Origin of the sequence: Acinetobacter sp. Ver3 (genome assembly GCF_000632455.1) — a bacterium.
GTDB lineage: Bacteria > Pseudomonadota > Gammaproteobacteria > Pseudomonadales > Moraxellaceae > Acinetobacter.
The window spans coordinates 1-22,937 of record NZ_JFYL01000047.1 but is presented as its reverse complement, the minus strand read 5'-3'; the positions used below and the strand labels follow the sequence as shown (position 1 = coordinate 22,937).

The 22,937-nt window shown below is 37.9% G+C and carries 22 protein-coding genes and 1 pseudogene; 9 read left to right on the top strand and 14 right to left on the bottom strand.

Annotated features, from left to right (window positions below):
• Window positions 1-23: 23 nt before the first annotated feature.
• The 7 genes from erpA to dnaA form a co-directional block, all read right to left on the bottom strand.
• Window positions 24-359 carry an iron-sulfur cluster insertion protein ErpA gene (gene erpA / locus CL42_RS11755; RefSeq protein WP_035268624.1) on the bottom strand — a complete coding sequence of 112 codons (336 nt, stop codon included), beginning with the start codon at window positions 357-359 and terminating at the stop codon, window positions 24-26.
• 143 nt (window positions 360-502) lie between these two features.
• Entirely contained in the window at window positions 503-1,507 is a 1,005-nt protein-coding gene (locus CL42_RS11750) for a putative solute-binding protein (RefSeq protein WP_035268621.1), read from the bottom strand.
• Window positions 1,508-1,794: 287 nt separating this feature from the next.
• Window positions 1,795-2,802, bottom strand: a complete 1,008-nt coding sequence (locus CL42_RS11745) for a putative solute-binding protein (RefSeq protein ID WP_035268618.1) — start codon at window positions 2,800-2,802, stop codon at window positions 1,795-1,797.
• Window positions 2,803-3,109: 307 nt separating this feature from the next.
• Window positions 3,110-5,578 carry a DNA topoisomerase (ATP-hydrolyzing) subunit B gene (gene gyrB / locus CL42_RS11740; RefSeq protein ID WP_035268615.1) on the bottom strand — a complete coding sequence of 823 codons (2,469 nt, stop codon included), beginning with the start codon at window positions 5,576-5,578 and terminating at the stop codon, window positions 3,110-3,112.
• A 55-nt stretch (window positions 5,579-5,633) separates the two neighbouring features.
• Window positions 5,634-6,716, bottom strand: coding sequence for a DNA replication/repair protein RecF (recF, locus tag CL42_RS11735; protein WP_035268612.1), 1,083 nt, complete (start codon window positions 6,714-6,716; stop codon window positions 5,634-5,636).
• Between the two features lie 29 nt (window positions 6,717-6,745).
• Window positions 6,746-7,894, bottom strand: coding sequence for a DNA polymerase III subunit beta (dnaN, locus tag CL42_RS11730; RefSeq protein ID WP_035268609.1), 1,149 nt, complete (start codon window positions 7,892-7,894; stop codon window positions 6,746-6,748).
• Between the two features lie 106 nt (window positions 7,895-8,000).
• Window positions 8,001-9,386 (bottom strand): chromosomal replication initiator protein DnaA, encoded by a 1,386-nt coding sequence (gene dnaA, locus CL42_RS11725; RefSeq protein WP_035268607.1) that lies wholly within the window; start codon window positions 9,384-9,386, stop codon window positions 8,001-8,003.
• Between the two features lie 638 nt (window positions 9,387-10,024).
• Here dnaA and rpmH point away from each other — a divergent pair.
• The 5 genes and pseudogenes from rpmH to mnmE all read left to right on the top strand — a co-directional run bounded on the left by rpmH (window position 10,025) and on the right by mnmE (window position 14,120).
• Window positions 10,025-10,159, top strand: a complete 135-nt coding sequence (rpmH, locus tag CL42_RS11720; RefSeq protein WP_000831329.1) for a 50S ribosomal protein L34 — start codon at window positions 10,025-10,027, stop codon at window positions 10,157-10,159.
• Between the two features lie 32 nt (window positions 10,160-10,191).
• Window positions 10,192-10,584, top strand: coding sequence for a ribonuclease P protein component (gene rnpA / locus CL42_RS11715; RefSeq protein WP_035268604.1), 393 nt, complete (start codon window positions 10,192-10,194; stop codon window positions 10,582-10,584).
• Window positions 10,585-10,593: 9 nt separating this feature from the next.
• Window positions 10,594-10,915: pseudogene (yidD, locus tag CL42_RS11710) on the top strand (membrane protein insertion efficiency factor YidD).
• A 5-nt stretch (window positions 10,916-10,920) separates the two neighbouring features.
• Window positions 10,921-12,675, top strand: a complete 1,755-nt coding sequence (gene yidC, locus CL42_RS11705; RefSeq protein ID WP_035268599.1) for a membrane protein insertase YidC — start codon at window positions 10,921-10,923, stop codon at window positions 12,673-12,675.
• Window positions 12,676-12,755: 80 nt separating this feature from the next.
• Window positions 12,756-14,120, top strand: a complete 1,365-nt coding sequence (mnmE, locus tag CL42_RS11700) for a tRNA uridine-5-carboxymethylaminomethyl(34) synthesis GTPase MnmE (protein ID WP_035268597.1) — start codon at window positions 12,756-12,758, stop codon at window positions 14,118-14,120.
• A gap of 47 nt (window positions 14,121-14,167) precedes the next feature.
• Here mnmE and CL42_RS11695 read toward each other — a convergent pair whose 3' ends face one another.
• Window positions 14,168-15,361, bottom strand: coding sequence for an MFS transporter (locus CL42_RS11695; RefSeq protein ID WP_035268595.1), 1,194 nt, complete (start codon window positions 15,359-15,361; stop codon window positions 14,168-14,170).
• 217 nt (window positions 15,362-15,578) lie between these two features.
• Between CL42_RS11695 and CL42_RS11690 the strand changes: the two genes are divergently transcribed.
• Entirely contained in the window at window positions 15,579-16,280 is a 702-nt protein-coding gene (locus CL42_RS11690; protein ID WP_035268594.1) for a DsbC family protein, read from the top strand.
• Between the two features lie 50 nt (window positions 16,281-16,330).
• Here the strand turns inward: CL42_RS11690 and CL42_RS11685 are convergent, their stop codons facing one another.
• From CL42_RS11685 to CL42_RS11670, 5 genes are all read right to left on the bottom strand, one after another.
• Complete coding sequence (locus CL42_RS11685; protein WP_035268591.1) at window positions 16,331-16,582, bottom strand: GlsB/YeaQ/YmgE family stress response membrane protein; 252 nt, start codon at window positions 16,580-16,582, stop codon at window positions 16,331-16,333.
• A gap of 150 nt (window positions 16,583-16,732) precedes the next feature.
• On the bottom strand, window positions 16,733-17,260 hold the full coding sequence (hpt, locus tag CL42_RS11680; RefSeq protein ID WP_035268589.1) for a hypoxanthine phosphoribosyltransferase: 528 nt from the start codon (window positions 17,258-17,260) through the stop codon (window positions 16,733-16,735).
• A 136-nt stretch (window positions 17,261-17,396) separates the two neighbouring features.
• A complete protein-coding gene (locus CL42_RS17650; RefSeq protein WP_257219949.1) occupies window positions 17,397-17,528 on the bottom strand; it encodes a hypothetical protein in 132 nt (43 codons plus the stop codon).
• A complete protein-coding gene (gene guaD, locus CL42_RS11675; RefSeq protein ID WP_035268586.1) occupies window positions 17,494-18,825 on the bottom strand; it encodes a guanine deaminase in 1,332 nt (443 codons plus the stop codon). The genes CL42_RS17650 and guaD overlap by 35 nt, the downstream gene beginning before the upstream one ends.
• Before the next feature lie 52 nt (window positions 18,826-18,877).
• Entirely contained in the window at window positions 18,878-19,933 is a 1,056-nt protein-coding gene (locus tag CL42_RS11670) for a Rieske 2Fe-2S domain-containing protein (RefSeq protein WP_035268585.1), read from the bottom strand.
• Window positions 19,934-20,085: 152 nt separating this feature from the next.
• Here CL42_RS11670 and CL42_RS11665 point away from each other — a divergent pair, with 152 nt between their 5' ends.
• The gene (locus CL42_RS11665) at window positions 20,086-20,661 is read left to right on the top strand and encodes a nucleotidyltransferase family protein (RefSeq protein ID WP_228133276.1); all 576 of its coding nucleotides are present in this window, start codon (window positions 20,086-20,088) and stop codon (window positions 20,659-20,661) included.
• A 68-nt stretch (window positions 20,662-20,729) separates the two neighbouring features.
• Here the strand turns inward: CL42_RS11665 and CL42_RS11660 are convergent, their stop codons facing one another.
• Entirely contained in the window at window positions 20,730-21,692 is a 963-nt protein-coding gene (locus CL42_RS11660) for a TerC family protein (RefSeq protein ID WP_035268580.1), read from the bottom strand.
• A 636-nt stretch (window positions 21,693-22,328) separates the two neighbouring features.
• On the opposite strand from CL42_RS11660, the gene CL42_RS11655 reads away from it, so the two are divergent.
• Both CL42_RS11655 and CL42_RS11650 read left to right on the top strand, forming a co-directional pair.
• Window positions 22,329-22,616, top strand: a complete 288-nt coding sequence (locus CL42_RS11655; RefSeq protein WP_035268578.1) for a GNAT family N-acetyltransferase — start codon at window positions 22,329-22,331, stop codon at window positions 22,614-22,616.
• A gap of 21 nt (window positions 22,617-22,637) precedes the next feature.
• The gene (locus CL42_RS11650) at window positions 22,638-22,925 is read left to right on the top strand and encodes a GNAT family N-acetyltransferase (RefSeq protein WP_035268576.1); all 288 of its coding nucleotides are present in this window, start codon (window positions 22,638-22,640) and stop codon (window positions 22,923-22,925) included.
• Window positions 22,926-22,937: the final 12 nt, after the last annotated feature.

Below are 22,937 nucleotides of genomic sequence, written 5' to 3'. Positions count from 1 at the left end.
TAGCGGCTTTTTTTTGCTGCATATTAAATTGAGAATGAAGATCCACAACCACATGTCGTTGTCGCATTAGGATTTTGCACGATAAAGCGAGATCCTTCCAAACCTTCGACATAATCAACAACTGAACCAACGAGATATTGATAACTCAGTGAGTCAACAAGCATCTTCACATCACCATTCACAAATTCAGCATCGTCTTCATTTTGAGATTCAGCAAAATTGAATCCGTAAGAAAAACCAGAGCAACCACCACCTGTCACATATACACGTAACATCAAATCTTGATTTCCTTCGCTCTCACGAAGTTGACGAACTTTATTCGCAGCATTGTCAGTCAGCTCAAGTGCTTGGGCAGTCATGATGGATTCCTCAAAAAATTAAATAGGCTTTGAAATTAAAAGACCATATATCAAGTATAACATACTCAATATATGGTCATAACTCGAACTTTAAAGTTTATTCAGAGTAAATTTATCGGATTTAAATGTAACGTCCTATGAACTTATTTGTAGTTCTCATCCTGCAAGCTACATTCGAAGTTTGTCGGTTCATTCTTACAACGGAACTGCCAAAGTAGTTTCATCATTTGTTTGTTGTAAACACCTTGTTTAGTAAGTGCAATACGAGATTCACGCATCAATTTTTGATAACCAGGTTTATCTCCAGCTGGAACATTCATCCAATATTTAGCCGGAATATCCGCTTTCATTTTGCCTAAAATTTGATTCGCACGTGGTAATTGTGTTTTCACCCAATCACGCGATTTCTGTCCGAAACCTTCAGGGAATTTATCATGACGAATGATGATATTACCGGTAACTTGAAGAATTGGATAATTCACAATTGCACCTTTCGTTCCTAGCCCTTTATGAAGTTCTAAAGGACGGAATACCGCTGCTGGTGCACCAATAATATCAACTTGGCCATTATTGAATTTACTACCAAAATTAGTGACATCAGAACTCACTGCTTGCGCACCAATTTGCTGTACCATAATTTTTTGTGCCTGATCATAATCAAGTACGGCGATCTTTTTACCCGCAGCTTTAGCAACCGTATTAATACTACGATCACGCACCATTAAATAAGCATCGCCAACAGGAATCACACCTGCAACTTCATAGTTGCCATTTTTCATATGCTTTGCAAAGGTTGGACTTGCTAAACCTTGCATAACTTTGACAGCTAAATTGAGATTAGTAATCGCACCAATGGCATCTAAAGAGCCAGTGAAATTATTAAACTGACGACCGCGCATCCCTGTGATACTTACACCGTCACATTTACCTGCTTTGAAATCTTCAGCAATTACGCCTTCATTTTGTCCGACTTTAAGCTCAATATCAGCTCCCCACTGCTTAGCAGCAAGTTGATAATCTTTCATTAACGCATAGACATCGCCGTTTTTCCCGACGAGATCAAACACGCAGACGACTTGCTTTGCTTGTGAAGCCGTTGCAGCAGTCATTAAACCTGCTGATAATAATAATGTTTTGGTTAAATTCATTTTATTGTTTCCTATTCCTTCTTTCTTATAGTCTCGAATATCCCATATCGAACACCTTAAACTTCAGTGTCAGTGTGTTGAACTAAAATGAGATTACACGATCCAATTGTGTAGATACTGATCCTGAGATGCTGTATGTATATGGTTTTTAGATACAGATCATTTAAATACTACTTATTGTGATTAAAGCATACTTTTTTCTTATAAATGTGCATTGGCGAAAATGACATAAAATGAATAAAAAAAATCCTAGACCAGGTCTAGGATTTTTTCTTTAGAAATCAGAATTATTCACCACCAAGTGAACATTCGAAGTTGGATTTATCGACAGAGCAACGTGCTTTCTTAAGAACAGACATCATCTCTTTGTCATAAATACCTTGTTTAGTGAGATCCATACGACCATCACGAAGTAGTTTTTGATATTTCAGCTTTTCTTCAGCTGAGAATTGCAATTTGTATTTCGCTGGAATTTCACTTTCTAAACGCTTGATCATTGCGTAGCTTTTCGGCAAGTTTTTCACAAACCAATCACGTGATTTTTGACCAAATCCTTCAGGGAATTTTTCAGGGTTCATTACAAAGTTAGCTGTAATATGTACAACAGGGAAATCAAACATTGCCCCTGTATTACCTAAACCTTTATAAATTTCAAGAGGCTTATAGGCATATGCTGGTGCACCAACCATATCCACCTGACCATTATTAAACTTCGCAACGAAGTTGGAAACATCAGATCCAACCGCTTGAGCACCTACACGTTGCACCATAATTTTTTGTGCAGGGTCATAACTTAATACTGCGAATTTCTTACCAGCGGCTTTTTCAATAGAATCAATTTTTTTATCACGCACAAAAATATATGCAGCGCCAAGTGGTGCAATACCAGCCACTTCATATTTTTTCCCACCAAGATTTGTGACCATCTTTGCAGCATTACGTTTGTCTAAAGCAAAAGTAATCGCACGTTGTGCAATTGCATTTGAAGGCGCACCACCTAAAGAGTCAATCGAGCCTACAAACTTGTTATATTGACGAGAACGCATCGCTGTTAAGAAAACAGCATCACACTTACCTGCTTTGAAATCATTATCGGCTACAGCCTCATCCTGACGTGGAATCAGATTAATATCTGCCCCCCAACCCTTTGCTGCCAATGCCCATTCCTGAGCCATTTGGAACGATTCACCAGACTTACCGAGTAAATCAAATACACACACATCAACCTTTGCTTGAGCAGTTGAAACCATACCCATGGTTGAAGCCGCCAATAAAGCCAGAGTTGTTTTTTTCATTCTTAGTTCCTTTTAAGCATTTAAATGGATTCTTTTCCATGACAAAAATTTTAATCACTCTCCATTTAAAAAAATAGAGCTATTGCTCTATTTTTTATTATTCAATTATAACTTATTGAATTTTATGATTTTAATTATTTATTAATTTCGTAAATGCTTATTTAATTATCTGTATATTTCATATAATAAATAAAATATGTGACTTAAAGCACATCATTTTATTGAAATTAATTCCAAAAAAATGACTTAAGATTTTAGATTAATACAAAAAAAGCACTCCTAAGAGTGCTTTTTTTAACTTATAGCATTAAGCATCAATATCTGCATTCAATGCATTCTCTTCAATAAATGCACGACGTGGTTCAACATCATCACCCATGAGACAAGAGAACATGCGATCTGCTTCAATTGCATCATCAATCGTCACTTGAAGCATATTACGATTTTCAGGATCCATCGTGGTCTCCCAAAGCTGCTCTGCATTCATCTCGCCCAAGCCTTTATAGCGTTGGATCATCATGCCACGGCGTGAATCTGCCAATACTTGTTGCCATACTTGATGGAAGTTAGCAACATTGACTTTACGCTCACCTTTTTGCAAATAAGCCCCGTCTTCAAGTAACGTAAACCAACTCTTTGAGTTTTGAAGTAAACGTTTATATTCACCTGAACCTAATAAACCAGCATCTAATAAATAGTGATGAGGAAGGTTGTGTACATACACTGTTAAACGTGGCCAGTAATGTGTTTCACGTGAACCATCTGCGAGTTCTTTTTCGAATGCTTCGAGCGTGAATTCAGGTCTTAAGCTTGGCTGTTGTGTTTCAATTGCTTGACGCAATTGCTCTGCCCAAGACGTCACATAAGCTTCATCTTGATTTTGATCTAATTTAAAAGCATCTAAACCAAGTAAAGCATCTAACAAAGTTGCAGGATAACGAATCGTTAATCGCTGTAAGCTTTTTTGTGATGTCTGATAATCAGCAATGACTTTTGCAAGCGCTTCACCACGAATCGCAGGTGCGTCAGCACTGATATGTAATGCCAACTCATCAATTGCATTCGAAATTAAATATGTTTCAAGCGCATCATTATCTTTAATATACTGCTCTTGCTTACCTTTCTTTAATTTATAAAGTGGTGGCTGAGCAATATAAATATGACCACGTTCCACTAATTCCGGCATTTGACGGAAGAAGAACGTTAATAACAGCGTACGAATATGTGAACCATCCACGTCCGCATCGGTCATAATAATAATTTTGTGGTAACGTAATTTGTCTGGATTATATTCTTCACGACCGATACCACAACCTAATGCTGTAATCAGTGTTCCGACTTCAGCAGAAGAAATCATCTTGTCAAAACGAGCACGTTCCACGTTTAAGATTTTACCTTTGAGCGGTAAAATCGCTTGCATTTTACGGTTACGACCTTGTTTCGCTGAACCACCTGCTGAATCACCCTCGACAAGATATAGTTCAGATAAAGCTGGATCTTTTTCTTGACAGTCCGCCAATTTACCAGGAAGACCTGCTATATCAAGCGCACTCTTACGGCGAGTCATTTCACGTGCTTTACGCGCCGCATCGCGTGCACGTGCTGCATCAATAATTTTACCCGCAATTGATTTAGCTGCAGCTGGATTTTCAAGAAGATACTCTGAAAAAGCTTTATTCATTGCTTGTTCAACAGCAGGTTTTACCTCGCTCGATACCAATTTTTCTTTGGTTTGAGAAGAGAATTTTGGATCAGGAACTTTCACTGAAACAATTGCTGTTAAACCTTCACGTGCATCATCACCAGAAACTGCAACCTTCTCTTTTTTGAGTAAGTTTTCGTTTTCCATGTAGTTATTAAGGCCACGAGTTAAAGCAGCTCGGAAACCAGCTAAGTGAGTACCACCATCTTTTTGAGGAATGTTATTGGTAAAGCAACGTACGTTTTCTTGGTACGTATCATTCCATTGCAATGCAACTTCAACACCAATGCCATTATCAGCTTGCGTGGTAAAGTGAAAAATATCGTTAAGATGTGTTTTTCCTTCGTTAATGTATTTAACGAATTCTGATAAACCACCCTCATAATCAAATACATGTTCTAAACCAACACGTTCGTCACGTAGAACAATTCGGACGCCCGCATTTAAAAATGACAGTTCACGTAAACGACGAGCTAAAATATCGACATTGAAAATGGTCTGACTGAATGTTTCAGCACTTGGATAAAAACGTACACGAGTACCTGAACGATCTGTATCGCCCACCACCTTTAAAGGGTATTGAGGGTCACCATGGCGGTATTCTTGTTCATGAATTTTACCAGCACGATGAATTGTGAGTTCCAGTTTACTAGACAAAGCGTTTACAACTGAAACACCTACACCGTGTAAGCCACCAGAAACCTTATAGCTGTTGTCATCAAACTTACCACCCGCATGAAGAATCGTTAAGATGACTTCAGCAGCAGATACACCTTCTTCAGGGTGAATATCTGTGGGAATACCACGACCATTATCTGCGACAGAAACAGATTCGTCTTCGTGAATGGTAACCAGAATTTCATCACAGTGACCAGCAAGGGCTTCATCAATCGAGTTGTCCACCACTTCAAACACCATATGGTGTAAACCAGTACCATCATCCGTATCACCAATATACATGCCTGGACGCTTACGTACTGCGTCTAAACCACGTAATACCTTGATGCTAGAGGAATCATAAGCCTTTTCAATGGTTTGTTCTGTTTGAGAAGCAGCTTGATCTTCTGAACTCATGGTTACTCCCTAGTGAAAAAAAGGTCTATCCAAAGATGGAGAAAACTTCAAAAAATTATTGCACAACAACTTGAACAGAACCGTTTTCAACATTGAATAATTGATAGGAAATAGACAAATCATGTAAATGCTTTTGTACAGATTCATGGTCTAAAGTGGTAATGAAAACTTGACTACCAAGTTGGCTCAATCGCTCAATTAAACGTTGTTGTGCGGTTATATCTAATTCTGCTGTCACATCATCTAATAATACCACAGTTTCCTTATTAGACGCATGCAACATTGCGATCTGTGACAATTTTAAAGCCATGATTAATAATTTTTTTTGCCCCCGTGACAGTACGGCATCTGCATCTCCTGTTGGGGTTTTTAACTTTAAATCTGCACGGTGTGGACCATATTCTGTATAGCGTCTTTCGCAGTCTTTTTGATGATACAAAATCAAGTCTTCAGCCAAGCCATGTTCCACATGAAAGCCTGCTGCATACTCCATATGGATCTCGATATCTGGTAATAGTGTTTTAAGATCTTGCTGAAAAAATATCTGCCACTGTTCAACAATAGCCTGACGTTGTAAATGTAATATTTCACCGTACTCACTAAGCATTTTGTTCCATGCTTCTAAATCTTGCACCGTCAGATTACGTTTTGATTTTAATAAGCTATTTCGTTGTTTTAATGCTCTAGAATAAAATTGCCATGCATAGTAAAAATCTGGTTCCACGTGAAACATTAACCAATCAAGCAATTGTCGTCTTGGTTTAGCTCCGTGATCAATAATATCTGTACTCAGAGGGTCAATAAGCTGTAATGGTAAAATTTTGGCTAGCTGTCCTTGCGTGGCAATACTATCCCCGTTCACTTTAATATTTTGCTCACCTGTAATGAGCTTTTGCATACCAATCTTTTCAGTAGCAGACTGTGCAAATACAATCGCATCCTGCATTTGATTTTGAATGTAATGTTTAGGAATATGTGTACGAAAAGATCGACCAGTGGCCAATAAGTGAATTGCTTCTAATATAGACGTTTTTCCTGAACCATTTTGTCCATAAAAAACATTAAACGGTTGCAACTCTTGGAGTGCAACCGCTTTTAAATTTCTCACACGCTGGATATTTAAACGCGTAATGAACATGACCAGATTAAACTAAATCAAAAACAACATTAAACACGCATCGGCATGACGACATAAGTTTGATCTTGATGAGCAGGATCTTGAACCAATACAGATTGGTTTGCCTCAGTCATTGTCATTAATACATCATCACCATCCAACACATTCAATACATCCAAAATGTATTGTGCGTTGAATGACATTTCCATAGGTGCATTATTGTATTGAATCGCAAGATCTTCAACTGCCTCATCTTGCTCAGGGTTATTGGCACGAAGTTGCAGTGAATCTGGATTGAAGTTTAAAAATACACCACGTAATTTTTCGTTACTCAGAATAGCAACTCGCTGTAATGATTGTTTGAAAATATCATGTGCAATCGTAACTGTTTTATCACCGCCACGAGGAATAACACGTCGATAATCAGGGAATTTACCATCAATTAATTTTGTAGTAATACGAACAGTAATATCACCCTGCTCTTTATCACGGCTTGGAATTGTCAAAGTAACATTCAGCAGTTCACGACCAATTAACAACGAGAGTTGATTATCTTCGATACTCAATAGACGCTGTAATTCACCGACCGCTTTACGAGGCACAATTGCTTGCACTAACTGCGAAGCATTCGAACTGGCCAATGTTTCACAAAGAGCAAGACGATGTCCATCTGTCGTCACTGCACGAAGCTGATTTTTATCAATTTCAAGTAAAGTACCTGTAAGATAAAAACGGACATCCTGAACAGCCATCGCAAAAGAGGTTTTTTCAAATAAACGTTTTAGTTCACGTTCAGTGACCTGAACTTGAGTCCCTTGACTATTTTCAGTCGTTAATAAAGGGTAATCCTCAGCAGATAATGTTCCTAATACAAAGCGGCTATTACCAGATTTCAAAATACAACGCTGGTCTTCTGTGATTTGTAAATCAATCAGTGCTGCTGTCGGTAAAGATTTACAGATATCCATCAATTTACGTGCGGGTACTGTGGTTTGACCTGCTTGTAAACATGCTCCCTCTAAAAGCGTTGTACTCGCAACAAGTTCAACTTCAAGATCGGAACCTGTAATCGTCAGTGCATCTTGAGTAACCTGAACTTTGACGTTTGAAAGAATATTTAACGTATGGCGACGTTCTACAGCACCTACAACATGAGACAAAACATTGAGTAAGCTTTCTTTCGCGATCTTCAAACGCACGATGGATTTCCTCTAAAAACAGTATATCGACGACAGACTAAAACACTTTTAATCATGTACTATGCGGCAGAATATGCCGCATTGCAAGAATAGAATTTAAACAGATTTAGCTTTGTAATAAGCGCATTAAATTTTTGTAATCTTCATTAAAGATGGGATCTTCAGCACACAAACTCTGCACTTTTTCACAGGCATGCATGACTGTACTGTGATCACGACCACCAAATGCCATGCCAATTTCAGGAAAACTGTCGCCCGTTAATTCTCTCGCAAGCCCCATTGCTAATTGACGTGGTCGAGCATAAATACGAGTTCGTTTAGGTCCAACCAACTCTTTCAATGGGATACGAAAATATTCACTGACTACACGCTGAATATTTTCGGTGCTAATAGTACGAGCACGAATCGCAAGAACATCTTTCAGTGATTCTCGCACCACATCTAAGTCGATTGGTGTCCCTTTAAAACGAGAAATCGCGACGACTTTATTTAATGCACCCTCAAGTTCACGTACGTTTGCCACAACTTGCTGTGCAATAAAGAGCGCACAGTTACGAGGCAAATCGATACCATTACTTTCAGCTTTTTTAAGTAAAATCTCAATTCGAGTTTCAATATCAGGCGGTTCTACCCCTACCGATAATCCCCATGAAAAGCGAGATACCAAACGAGGATCTAACTCGGTCAACTCTTTAGGATAGCGATCTGAGGTCAAAATAATTTGTTTAGATTCATCTAATAAGGCATTAAACGTGTAAAAAAACTCAACTAAGCTGGCTTCTTTACCTGCAAGTAAATGGATATCATCCACTAAAAGTAAGTCCAGTGAACGGCAATTTTTTTTAAATTCTTCGACTTTACCTTGTTGAAGTGAACTCACAAAATCCTGAACAAAACTTTCAGCAGTCATGTACATCACACGAGCATTTGGTTTAGCTTGTAATAAAGCATTACCCACTGCTTGCATCAAGTGGGTCTTACCTAAACCAGTCGGACCGTATAAAAATAACGGGTTATGTTGAGGTTCGCCTAACTGAGTTAACACTTTACGGCAGGTTTCTGCCGCCATCTGATTTGAACGCCCTTCGACGAACAATGCAAAATTAAACAGCGGATTTAATAATCGTTTTTTTGATGTTTTTGTATTTTGCTGCTCATTGCTTTCTTTTTTTGCTCTGACTACAGGTGCTGCTGCTGAAGACTCAAGCGCTGCAGTTGTTGTCGCAGGTTGCTCTGAAGCAGATAAAATCGCGCCTGGTCGTGAGTCGACTAAAATTTCAACTTTACAAACACGTCCTTCAGACATTTGTTCTGCAAGAATGCTAATTAATTCTAAATGATGTTCTTGAATATAGCGTGTCCAGTAAGGATTAGGTGCATAAAGCTTTAAAACACCATCTACCTCTTCGGCAACCAATGGACGTATCCACATTGCAAAGACATTATCTGAGAGCTCTTGTCGCAAGCGATTTAAGCAGTCTGTCCACAGCATGTGAAACCCCTCATTCCATTTAAATTTAAAAACAACCCCATGAGATTGGGGAGGCAATCATACCCAAGTTATCCACATATGTCATGAGTAATTTTGAACTTTAAACACAAATAATCAAATTTAAAAGTCTAAATTTAAATTTAAAATAGGGTGTGGATAAGGTTTTCCACAAACTGTGGATAAATAAAAGCAATAACTTATCCACAATCTATAAAAAATATGAAAACATAGTTATCAACAACCTAAGTATATATATTTAAAAAAAAATAATGCCTTATCCATAGAAAATCACAACCCTAATAGTAATAAATTTAAATTTATAAATTTGAATTTATTTAATAAGATTCGGTTTTCTGTGGATAATCATTCCTTGTGTTTAAATTTAAATTTAAAAATCAGTCATAATTAAATTTCATCATGTGTATAAGTTTATGGATATTTCTGTGGTTAACTTAAATACTATAATAAAAACATATATTTATTTTGTGTATAAATAGATTATTTAACAAATTTGTATTTTTCTCAGACTCAAGCAACTTTCATCAAAAGTGTTACACAATACTGTTTAATATTGACAGAACAAACAATGCACAATACAATCGCGAACCTTTATAGAACACCAACTTTGGAGTTTCGATATGAAACGTACTTTCCAACCATCTGAATTAAAGCGTAAACGCGTTCATGGTTTCCGTGCTCGTATGGCGACTAAAGCTGGCCGTCAAGTATTAGCTCGTCGTCGTGCAAAAGGTCGTCACAGCTTAACTGTTTAATACCAGTTTAGTTTATCGACGATTTGGGTGTTATGACACTTTATAGTTTCAGTCCAGAGGTGAGAATCCGCTGTGCTGCAGATTACAAAGGTGTATTTGATGGTGCGCTTTTTAAAGTGCATCAACCCCATTTCTTATTTTTAGCTACACCGACTAAACAGCCTAAAAGCCGTTTAGGTATTGTTGTTGCTAAAAAGAAAGTGCGCCGTGCACATGAAAGAAATCGAATAAAACGTATTGCTCGCGAAAGTTTTCGCTTAAATCAGCAAGATATAGATTTATTGGATATTGTGGTCATGCCTAAGGTAGGTATTGAGTCGATTCCGAATGCTGAATTGCATAAGCAATTACAATTTGCATGGCAGAAGCTACAGCGTCTTGTAAAAAAACATCATAAAATATCAGTTCCCTCTCCTCAAAGTTAGAGGTGGCCAATGGTCCGTATATTGCATTGGTTGATTCGTTTCTATCAAATTGCGATTAGTCCGCTCCTTGGACCTCGTTGCCGTTATTTCCCAACTTGTTCTCAATACTCGTTAGAAGCTATTCATATACATGGCCCGATTAAAGGTGTCTGGTATGCAACGCGACGGATTTGTCGTTGCCATCCGTGGGGTGGAAGTGGATATGATCCTGTTCCCAAAAAAGCAATTCGTTTTATTTCATTTCAGCAAATAGATTCTCAAATGACTCACGTTACTGTACCCTTGCGTGAGCGTTTATTGAACCAAAAATCACTCTAACCAATTGGGGTAATCGATATGCAACAATGGGCCAGGTTTGCAATTCTCGGGGCCATGTTTGTCACCGCATATTTGCTTATTCTTGCTTGGCAAAAAGACTATGGTCAAACTGAAACAACTGCTGCGACAGCACCTGCTGCCGTCGTTGCCCAAGATGTTTCTGCTGATCTGCCAACGAGCCAAACGACAGCGGGTTTAACTGATATTCCGCAAGCAAATATTGCAGCTGAACAACAAGACACAACTACACCTGCAACAGCAAATCAACAATTAGTTGCTGTTCAAACTGATTTATATCATCTTTGGATTAACCCTAAAGGTGGTGACATTGTCCGTGTTGAACTACTCAATCATGATAAAAGTAAAAATAGCGAACAACCGTTCGTTATGCTTGAAAATGATGAGAAACGTACTTATGTCGCTCAATCAGGTTTAATTGGTTTAAATGGACCTGACAGTAGCCGTAGTGGACGTCCAACATTTGAGTTTGAAAAGTCGACTTATACTTTAGCTGATGCTCAAGCAACCACCAATAAAGATGGTGAAGCTGAGAAAGTGTTAAAAGTTCCAATGGTATTAAAAACGGCTGATGGTGTTGAAATCATCAAAACGTTCACTTTCCAAGAAGGTGCATATCCAGTTAACGTAAGTTATCAAGTGATTAACCGTAGTCAGCAAAACTGGCAAGGTCAAATGTTTGGTCAGATCAAACGTGACAACTCTGAAGATCCAGGTAAAACTGATCAAGGAATCTTTACACTGGGCACTTATTTAGGTGGTGCTTGGGGTACACCTGATGAACACTATAACAAATTAAAATTTGATAATTTTAATGAAGAAAAGTTAAGTGTTGAGGCTCAAGGTGGTTGGGTTGCAATGGTTCAGCATTACTTTGTAAGTGCTTGGGTGCCTGGTAACTTCGGTAACCAGCCGTATTCTGCAAAAATGGAGTCACGTAAATCTGCTGATGGTATGAATATCATTGGCTTTACTTCGCCTACCATTAATGTGCCAGCTGGCAAAACAATGACTGTTGATGCAACATTCTACTCAGGTCCAAAAATTCAATCTGAATTAAAAGACTTGGCAACTGGTTTAAATCAAACGGTTGATTATGGTTGGTTATGGCCAATTGCGAAATTGCTATTTTTAGGTTTGCAATTCTTCCATGGCATTGTTGGAAACTGGGGTTGGTCAATTATTCTGTTGACAATTCTTGTGAAACTTATTCTTTGGCCTCTTTCATCTAAGAGCTATCGCTCTATGGCGAAAATGCGTGTGATTGCACCAGAAATGCAACGCATGAAAGAAGAGTTTGGCGAAGACCGTATGCGTTTCTCACAAGAAATGATGGCACTTTATAAGCGTGAACAAGTCAATCCATTATCTGGTTGTTTACCTTTACTTCTTCAAATGCCAATTTTCTTGGCTTTGTATTGGGTGCTCATGGAGTCTGTTGAGTTACGCCACGCTCCTTGGTTAGGTTGGATTCAAGATTTATCTGCAATGGACCCATGGTTTATCCTACCATTGTTGATGGGTGTGACGATGTATGTTCAACAAATGTTGAACCCACAGCCGACAGATCCAATGCAAGCAAAAGTCTTTAAGTTTATGCCGATTATTTTCACGGTATTCTTATTGTTCTTCCCTGCTGGACTTGTGCTTTACTGGATTGTCAACAATTTGATCACGATTCTTCAGCAAGGTCTGATTAATAAGAGTGTTGAGAAAGCTCGCTTAGCAAAAGAAGATACAGCATCTACGAACTAAGTTTTGTTAGTAGCTGAATCGATCCGCTTAAGGTGATATCCTTAGGCGGATTTTTTTTGCCTTGCTTTGAGATCATTTCAATGACGAACCTACAACATCAAACCACTATTGCTGCGATTGCAACACCGCCAGGTCGTGGAGGTGTAGGTGTAATTCGACTGTCTGGTCCTAAAGCATATGCCATAGCAGAGGCTTTAACTGGTAAGGCACTCGGTCCTGCTCGTTATGCTGCATTTCGTCAATTTCTTGATGCGAATGGGCAAGTCATGGATGAGGGTTTGGTCATTTGTTTTCCAAATCCGAATTCTTTTACGGGTGAAGATGTAGTTGAGTTACAAGGTCATGGTGGACCGGTGATTCAAAATACATTATTGGGCCGACTGTTAGAGTTAGGCGCAATTGCAGCAAAAGCGGGTGAGTTTTCAATGCGCGCTTTTGAAAATGGAAAAATGGATTTAGTCCAAGCCGAATCAATTGCTGATTTAATTGATGCTACTTCACAAGCAGCTGCTCGTTCTGCAGTACGTTCATTGCAAGGCGCATTTTCGGACAAAGTAAATACAGTATTAGAAAAACTCATTCACTTACGATTACATGTTGAGGCGGCGATTGATTTTCCTGAAGAGGAAATTGATTTTCTTGCAGATGGAAAAATTTTAGCGTTATTGGAAGATGTGCAAGCATCAGTGGGTGCAGTACAACAATCAGCACGCCAAGGTCAACTTCTGCGTGAAGGTTTACAAGTGGTGATTGCAGGGAAACCCAATGCAGGTAAATCGAGTTTATTGAATGCATTGGCTGGTGTTGAGCGCGCGATTGTAACGGACATTGCAGGTACAACGCGTGATGTACTACACGAGAAAATAAGCCTAAATGGTTTGCCAATTACCCTGACGGATACAGCAGGGCTGCGTGAAACGGGAGATATTGTTGAGAAGGAAGGTATTCGTCGAGCGATTAAAGAAATAGAAAATGCTGATCTCCTACTCTTGGTTTACGATTTGAGTCAAGGTGAAGATCCGATGCGTTTGGCAGATACTTACTTTGCTAATTATATCGATCCTAAACGCTTAATTTTAATCGCTAACAAATGTGATTTAGTAGATAGTGAAGCTAAAGTTGCTGATCTCCAAGGCTTTAGACACATTACGGTCTCAGCCAAGCAAGAAATGGGTGTTCAATCGCTTGTAGATGCGATTACAGCACATGCAGGCTTTCAGCCTGAAGAAGATACCTTTATTGCAAGAACACGCCACCTAGACGCAATGAAGCGCACTCAATCTTATCTTGCGGAAGCTCGTGAACAACTTGTTGTTTACCATGCAGGAGAGCTTGTCGCAGAATCGTTACGTCTCGCACAGAATGCATTAGGTGAAATTACTGGTGATTTTAGTGCGGATGATTTACTCGGAAAAATCTTTGGCTCTTTCTGTATCGGGAAGTAAACGAGTTTTTATCTGTGGTTTAAAAAGCCCAGTAATGGGCTTTTGGGTTAATTGGCTAAAGGTAACTTGCTTGGCTTAACCATCATCTGCTTTATGAATAAAACAATCAGTAAGATTGAAATTGCAATACAGAACCAAATCACTGCATTTGTAAGCCCAAAATGGTCAGCTAAATATCCTACTGCTAGGATGGGTAGAATCGTTCCGAGATAGCCGATAAAGAGATAAGTAGACATGACGGCGGCTCGATTGTGAGGTGTGGTCATGTGATGAATAAGTCCGAAAGCCCCAAGTAAAGCTAAGCCATGTCCAATCCCAAACAGACCATCGCTTAGGAAAAATAACCAGCTAATTTTAAACTCCATACAAAGGAATAAAGCGATCACGCTCATGAAGCAAGTCATGATACCGAGTAATAGGCTGGATTGCGGTTTGATTGATCTTGAAAAAAATTGTGTCGCAGCTGAAATCAGTAAAATGACAGTAATGGCAGAACCACTAATCAGTGGACCGTGCCAAGGCAAAATGTCTTTAACAAATGAAGGAGATAGTGAGGCGTATAAACTAAATCCTGCAAAAACAGCAAATGCAGTCAAGCTCAGTATAAAAAATTGAGTGCGATCATGTGATTGTGGTGTTAATAATTTGGGAGCAAAATTAAATTTTTGCACATCAAAAGGTATAGGTTTGAGTGTAAATAGACTAAAGAAGCAAAATATTGAACCTATCACAATGGGTACATAAGGTATTACCAAAGGATATGCAAAGAATTCAGCAAAAAATCCCCCAAATAAAGGACCTAACCCAAATCCAACAGCAGTAATGATTGAGCTTAATTGTGGTGCAATTTGTTTATGGGAAGTTGGAACAGTTTGAATAAGCCCAATAAGAGCAGATGTTGTCATCAATCCAGATGCGATACCAATGATAAATCTTCCCCATGAGAGAGACATGACATCACTCGCAAAGATAGACATTAACAAGCCAATGGTGATAAAAATGAGCCCAAGTTGCATAGTTTTTACATAACCAATGGTATTACTGGTTCTGCCCAAAAACAGTAAGGTGGTCAGGCACCCTAGCATGTAGGAAACGAAAATAAAGGTGATATCGCTCGGGTTTAACCCCCATAATTCTTGGTAAATTGGATAAAGTGGGCTAGCAAGCGCTGTTCCAATGGTGCCGATACAGAGTGCGATACATACGAGAATAAAATCTCGCCACGATTGGTTTTCATTCATTATTTGTCTTATAGAACAGCAGTGCTGATACGATGATTCATTAGTCTATGTCGACTGTTAAGCATGAGTCAATTATCTTCAATCAGTTAAAATTCAACTGTCATATTTGGTTTCACGTGAAACAATTTATGAGGTTTAAAATTACATAAAAACTGATCTTTGTAGAAAGTAGAAGATTAGAATAAGCAATAATATCCATCAAACATATGCTCAACTTATGTATAAAAAATTTTTAATCAGTGCTTTACTTGCACTGTCTACAAGTTCTAGCTTTGCGAATATTGAATTGCTTCAGCAGAAAATTAAAACGCAGTATCCAAAATTGAATATTCAAAATTTACAAAAAACTGACATGAAAGGTTTCTATAGCGGATCTTTAGACAATCAGATTATTTATATTGATGAAGAAGCTAAGCATTTATTCTTTGGATCAATGATTCGTATCGAAGATCAAAAAAATCTAACACGTGATTTGGTGCTGAAACATAATTCAGTCGACTTTAAACAACTTCCACTTCAAGATGCCATTAAGACTGTAAGGGGGAATGGTAAGCGTCAGCTCGCGATCTTTTCTGACCCAAATTGCCCATATTGTAAGACGCTTGAAAATAATTTAAGCCAGTTAAAAGATGTGATAATTTATACGTTTATGTATCCAATTAAATCTCAATCGATCCAGCCCTCTAAACAAGTTTGGTGCTCCGCAAACCGTGAGTTTGCATGGAATGCCCTTTTACAAAAGAATCAACAACCAACAGCCCAAGCTGATTGTTCAAACCCTATTGAACGAAATTTGGAACTTGGACGTCGTCTAGGTGTTCAAGGAACGCCAGCAATTATTTTTGAAAATGGATTTAGGGTAACAGGCGCTTATCCAGCTTCAGAAATTGAAAAAATTTGGAAAGAGCTGAACTTGTAAAATCTAGGTCATAGGAATGAAAAAGCACCTTAACAAGGTGCTTTTTTTGATTAAGATTTTTTGGTAACGAGGTTATAAATAAACAGAACGATAATTGCGCCTATGACTGAAGCAATAAAACCTGCCGATGAACCTTCGGGATAAATATTAAGAAGGCGTCCACCATATGTAGCAAGTAATGAACCAGCAATACCTAATAACGTCGTGACAATGAAACCTGCTTTATCGTCACCAGGATGAATTGCGCGAGCAATTAAACCTGCTATAAAACCGATAAGAATAGCTCCAATAAGTGAAAACATACTTGTTCTCCTTTTTATCATGAATTTTTATTGTGTCGCTCAAATATAGTTGATTATGTATTGATGTTTGAAAAGAAGAATCACGCTACATGTTGTTGTTATTTTGTTGTTTATAAAAAAAGTGGCATATGCCACTTTCTTAAAAAAACATTACAGACCGATTTCACCAATGAATGGAATATGACGGTATTTTTGATCGTAATCTAGTCCATAACCTACGATAAATTTATCTTCAACTTCAAATCCTAGAAACTCTACTTCCAAGTCGATCTCTCTTCGAGAAGGCTTACTGATCAGCGTGCAAAGTTTGATAGAGTTTGGCTCACGAGTTTCAAGGATTTCTACCACTTTACTCAGCGTATTGCCTGAATCGATGATGTCCTCTACGACAAGAACATCTTTACCACGAATTTCACCATCAAGGTCTTTTAGAATTTTAACATCACGACTAGAAGTCGTTCCACTGCCGTAACTTGAAACTGTCATAAAGTCGAGTTCGTGTGGTTTTTCAATGGTGCGGCATAGGTCTGCCATGAAAATCACTGAACCGCGAAGTAAGCCTACAAGAACCAATTCTCGATCACTATTTGCATAGTGAGCATTAATTTGATTACCAAGTTCATTAACTTTCGCTTGAATTTCTTCAGCGGAAATCAACACTTTCATGTCAATGGTCATGGGTAGATACCTAAAACAACAATTCTAAAATTAAAAAAGGTGTTGACCTGCAACACCTGAAATATGCTTCAATTTTAAAACATATCCCAGAATGTTGCACCCTTTTTAAAAAAACGAAATGTAACCTAATGGTTTTTTAATGCGCATCACGTTTAAGCACGACAGCACAAACTAAGAATACAGCACCAATCAACACATATTTTTTAATTGGGTGTTGTGGTTGAGTCTGAGCATTAGGATGCTGATTGTTGATATGCTTTTTGTCCATAAATATAAGTCGCCTCAATATTTCGATCATCACCCATGGTAAATAATGCGAAAAGAGCATCTTCAATATTTTTAGCGCGCTGTTGTCTTAATGCTTGTAATGCAGTGGCATTCAAATTTAATACAACAAAATCCGCTTCTTTTCCAATATTAAAGTTACCAAGTTTATCCTCGAGCGCTAATGCTTTTGCTCCACCTAGGGTCGCATGATAAAGCGATTCAAATGCAGATAATTTGTCGCCTTGGAGTTGCTGAACTTTATAGGCTTCATTCAACGTTTGAAGCTGATTAAATGAAGTCCCCGCACCGATGTCAGTGCCAAGACCGACTTTGACTTGTTTATCCCAGGTTTTTTTCAATGGAAACAATCCACTTCCTAGAAAGAGGTTTGAAGTCGGGCAGAAGGCGATTGCAGAATTTGTTTGATGCATGCAATCCCATTCATGCTCTTCTAAATGAACGCAGTGAGCAAAAACAGATTTATTGCCTGTTAATCCATAGTGGTGATACACATCTAAATAGCCATTTTGCTCAGGAAAAAGCTCTTTCACCCAAGCGATTTCATTGGTGTTTTCACTCAAATGAGTATGAATATATACATCAGGATATTCAGTTTTTAACTGCCCTGCTCTTTTTAATTGTTCTGGTGTAGAGGTAGGCGCAAAGCGAGGCGTAATGGCATAAAGGTTTCGACTTTTACCATGCCATTTCTCAATCAATTCTTTGCTATCTGTATAAGCAGTTTCAGCGGTGTCTGTCAGTGCTTCAGGTGCATGACGATCCATTAATACTTTGCCCGCAATCAAACGCATTTGGTATTGTTCTGCCGCTTCAAATAGTGCATCAACAGACTCTTTGTGAACTGTACAAAAAACCAATGCAGTCGTTGTGCCGTTTTTTAGCAGCTCATTGACAAAAAAGTGTGCAATTTGGTCTGCATAAGCTTTGTCTTGAAATTGGATTTCTGTAGGAAAGGTATAAGTATTCAGCCATTCGAGTAATTGTTCGCCATACGCACCTACCATTTCAGTTTGAGGAAAGTGAATATGCGTATCGATAAAACCAGGAACAATCAGTTGATCTGGGTAATGCTCAACTTGAATAGAGGATTCAAGCTGACAGAGCTGTTGTTGCCCATCTTCCCAACGACCAAACCATTGAATTTTACCCGCTTGAGTAATCAATAAACCATCTTCTACGTAACGCACTTGGTCGTGAATTTCACGCGCTTGGGCAACCGTATTCTGAATATCTAGGAAGCGACCGCGAATCGCCGTCGATGCAACTACAGAAGACATTTAAAACCTACACTTTTAATTTTTTCGGTTGATTGTAACTGATCTATCTTAATTAAACTGTATATCGTTTGCTGAGCCCCCACTCTGCGAGAATACGACGATAAGTAGTCGAAGATCGATCAGCCTCAAAATGCGCTTCCATCATTAAATCAAGTGGTAATTCTTCAGGTTTTTGCGATTCTACGATATCTTGGTCTTCGGCAAAAATTTGGGCATTAAAATCATAGACTGCTTGTAAATCTCCAGTCTGATCAAAATTACGCGTCAAAGGAACAAATAATCTGGTTTGATGGACTGATACAGGACAACACGCATTCAAGATTTTTAAAATCCCATTGTCTGGAAAATCTACAGTTAATATCGCTGAAAATGGTGGGTAAATATCAAAAGTCCTTTTCCATTCAAAACCTTCTGGTTCTAGGTGTTTCAAAGCATGCGGGTAATTACTGACACCACTAATATAAATTGTTTTTAAGCCATAGTCTGTTCTCTCAGTATGGTATTTCGGTACAACTGGGTTGTTTCGATCTGCAAAAGCTTCGTGATGCACCCATGCAAAGTGAGCTACATCAATGAATCCTTCGAGTTGACGACCTGCTGAACCTGCAATATCAACGTACGGAGGTAAAATAGACTGATGATCAGGATGATCCCAAGTGTCAAGTTGAGGAATATTATTGTGTTGAAAATCACGTCCATGCAAGCTAGTCCAGACCAGTCCATATCTCAAAATTACTGGAAATTGGGTTAAGCTAAAACGGTCAGATATCTTAGTTAAATCAGGTTGAGCAGGAATTTTCGTACATTTCCCTGCAAGGTCGAATCTTAGCCCGTGATATCGGCAAATAATTTCTTCACCCTCTACCCATCCTTTGCTTAGAGGTACACCTCGATGAGGGCAGATATCACGCACTAATCGAATTTCCCCCTTGTCAGTTTGGTAAATCGCCATTTTTACATCAAGTAAAGTGACCTGATGTGGTGTGGTTGAAACATCTTGAATACGAGCCACTGGATACCAATATTGCGCGAGAATCTCCCAATCTTGTAAGTCGAAACTACATTGGCAAGGTGCACTGAGTGGATTTAATGCGGGAATCATATTCATCGTCATTTCCTAAAAAAAAGAGCTCCGAAGAGCTGCGCTAAATTTACTGAGCTTTTTCTTTGGTGATGATGCAAGATCTTTGCCAACCGCCTCTTAGCATTTAAAATTGGAGAGCTAAGTGGAAATGTTAAATTCTAATCAAAAGATATAAAGTGAATTTACTCATGAACTTATATGAGAAATTAAGCCATTTAATACGATCTAATGCAGATATTTGTGAACTTTTACAGTATTTACGGCAGATTGATAGTGCGGCCTATTTTAGTGCGGGCTTGATTCGAAATTGGATCTGGTCTTATTTACATAATCAAAATTATTCCATTTTTGAAACTGAAATTGATGTCATTTATTTTGATCCTTCAGAAAAAATGGATGAGAGACGAAATTATTTAAAGGGTGCACTTCAACATAGATATCCTAATATTCATTGGGACATTACAAATCAAGCTCTGGTACATCATTGGTACAGAACTGATGAAGGTGCTCAAATTGATCCATATACTTCAGTACATCATGCTATGAGTTTTTGGCCAGAAACGGCAACCGCAATCGCTATCAAATTAATGGAGAATAATCATATTGAAATCCTCGCAGCTTTGGGGCTTGAAGATTTATTTACTTTAAAATTAAGGTGGAATGATCGTTTGGTTTCACGTGGAGTCTTTGAACATAGGCTTAAGTCAAAATGTTTTTTGGAACGATGGCCTAAGTTAAGCGTTGTGAATTAGATGGCTCATCTAAGGATATAAATAAAGCCTTCAGATGAAGGCTTTATTGAATTCAACAAAGTTTGACCTTATAAGGTCATTTGATGATGTTTTTTACTATAACGGATTGAAAGCCATGCAGTAATTGAAAGGACAATCACGATAAAACTTAATGAAATCCAAATTGGCATATGAAATACGTCAAGCATAAGCATTTTGAAACCGATAAAAATTAAAATAGCCCCAAGTCCATAAGGTAAATAATGCATTTTTGAAGCGGCTCCAGACAGTAAGAAAAACATAGCCCGTAGACCGAGGATAGCCATCAAGTTAGCTGTAAGGACGATAAAAGGATCAGTGGTGACCGCAAAAATCGCTGGAATAGAATCGACTGCAAAAATAACATCAGATGCCTCGACTAAAATTAGCACTAAAAATAATGGGGTTGCCCATAGAACGCCATTTTGCCTTACGAAAAACTTATTTCCTTCCAACTGTGGAGTAATTCGCATGTGTTTACGTAGCCATTTTAGAATGGCCATATCTTCAATATTTGGATCATCCTCTTGTCCTTTAAGGAATTTAAATCCAGTGTATACAAGGAAAGCACCGAAGATATAGAGGATCCACGAAAATTCCTGAACGAACCACGCACCGATAAAAATAAAAATTGTTCTGAGAATAATAGCGCCTAATACACCATAAAGGAGTAATTGACGTTGAAGTGCAGGAGGTATAGCGAATGCAGCAAAAATCATTAGCCACACAAAGACGTTATCAATTGCAAGCGACTTTTCCAGTAAGTAGCCGGCAAAATATTCCATAACTTTCGTATTGGCTACGTTTATACCAGCGGTATTTTCTAGATATAGCCATAGTCCACCACCAAAAAGTGTTGCGACAGTGACCCATGCAATACTCCAATAAGCAGCAGTTTTAACTTTAACTTCTTGACCTTCTTTTTGTTTAAAACCTAGAAAGTCAATTAAGAGCATAATCGTGACGATGCCAAAAAAAATGACATAAAGCCAAATATTGCCTATGGTTTCCATAGTGATCTCCAATACTGGCAATTGATTTTGGCATAAAAAAACCTCGATCAGTTGCCAGATAATAATTCTGAAACAACATGATCAAGGTCTTGCCTACACCATTTTGATTATGCATTTTAGATAATCGAAATGATGCTCAGATACCGACTTTTTTCAAAGTGTAATGACGATATTCTGACACAGTATTTAAGTACTGTTGGAGGAGGCTACTCCCCTTGTTCAAATTTGATAATAAATTACGTTGAAATCGTTTCATTTGATTTCGAGTGCACAAAGGATGACACACTTATAAGTTGTGTGCAAATTATTTAAATGGGTTATTAAATTTGTCTTTAAAAATTGAAATTAATAAGATTATTGCAATGATGATCAATACTGCAATTGATATTAAATAGATATCCATTTCATTTACTCACTAATTTTTTAACAATAATAATACATTTATATGGTAAAAAAATAACATTTAATGATTATGACTGACAATATATATTTTTGTTTTTTATAATATTTCTTTTTTTAAAATAAATTAAAGTTTTGAATTTGTAATTGATAGACAAGTTTGTCCCATTTTTTCATAGTGTTATGTAAATATGTCGTTCTAATCTATATTTAATAACGAATGATAGGATAATGATAATGTTAGAAATTAAACATCAAGAAAATGGATCAAAAGGTGAGTTTTTTATTGGTGAAGATGGCCATCATTTAGCTGAAATGACTTATTCATGGGCAGGTGAAGATAAATTTATTATTGATCATACTTGGGTTGATGATTCATTAAGAGGGCAAAACGTAGGACGTCAACTTGTTGACCGTGCGGTGGAATTAGCTCGTCAAAAGAATGTTAAAATCTTACCGCTTTGTCCATTTGCTAAATCTGTTTTCAACAAAGATGAAGCAATCCACGATGTTCTGTTTAAATAAAATCATACAGTGAGCAGTTTTATGCAGTTTGAACATATCGATAGTGTGAAAGGCGGTGAGTTTTATCTCACGGACGCAGATCAATCAAGAATTGCAGAAATCAGCTATCGTTACCAAACTCCACAGATCATTATAGCGGATCATACTTGGGTCGATGATCGTTTACGTGGACAAGGAACTGCAAAGTTATTGTTAGATCGACTTGTAGAATTTGCTCGTACAGAAAAATTAAAAATTGTTCCAACTTGCTCTTATGTGGTTGTCATGTTTAAGCGTTTTCATAATGAGTATCATGACGTTATCGCTTAAATATAAAAAAAG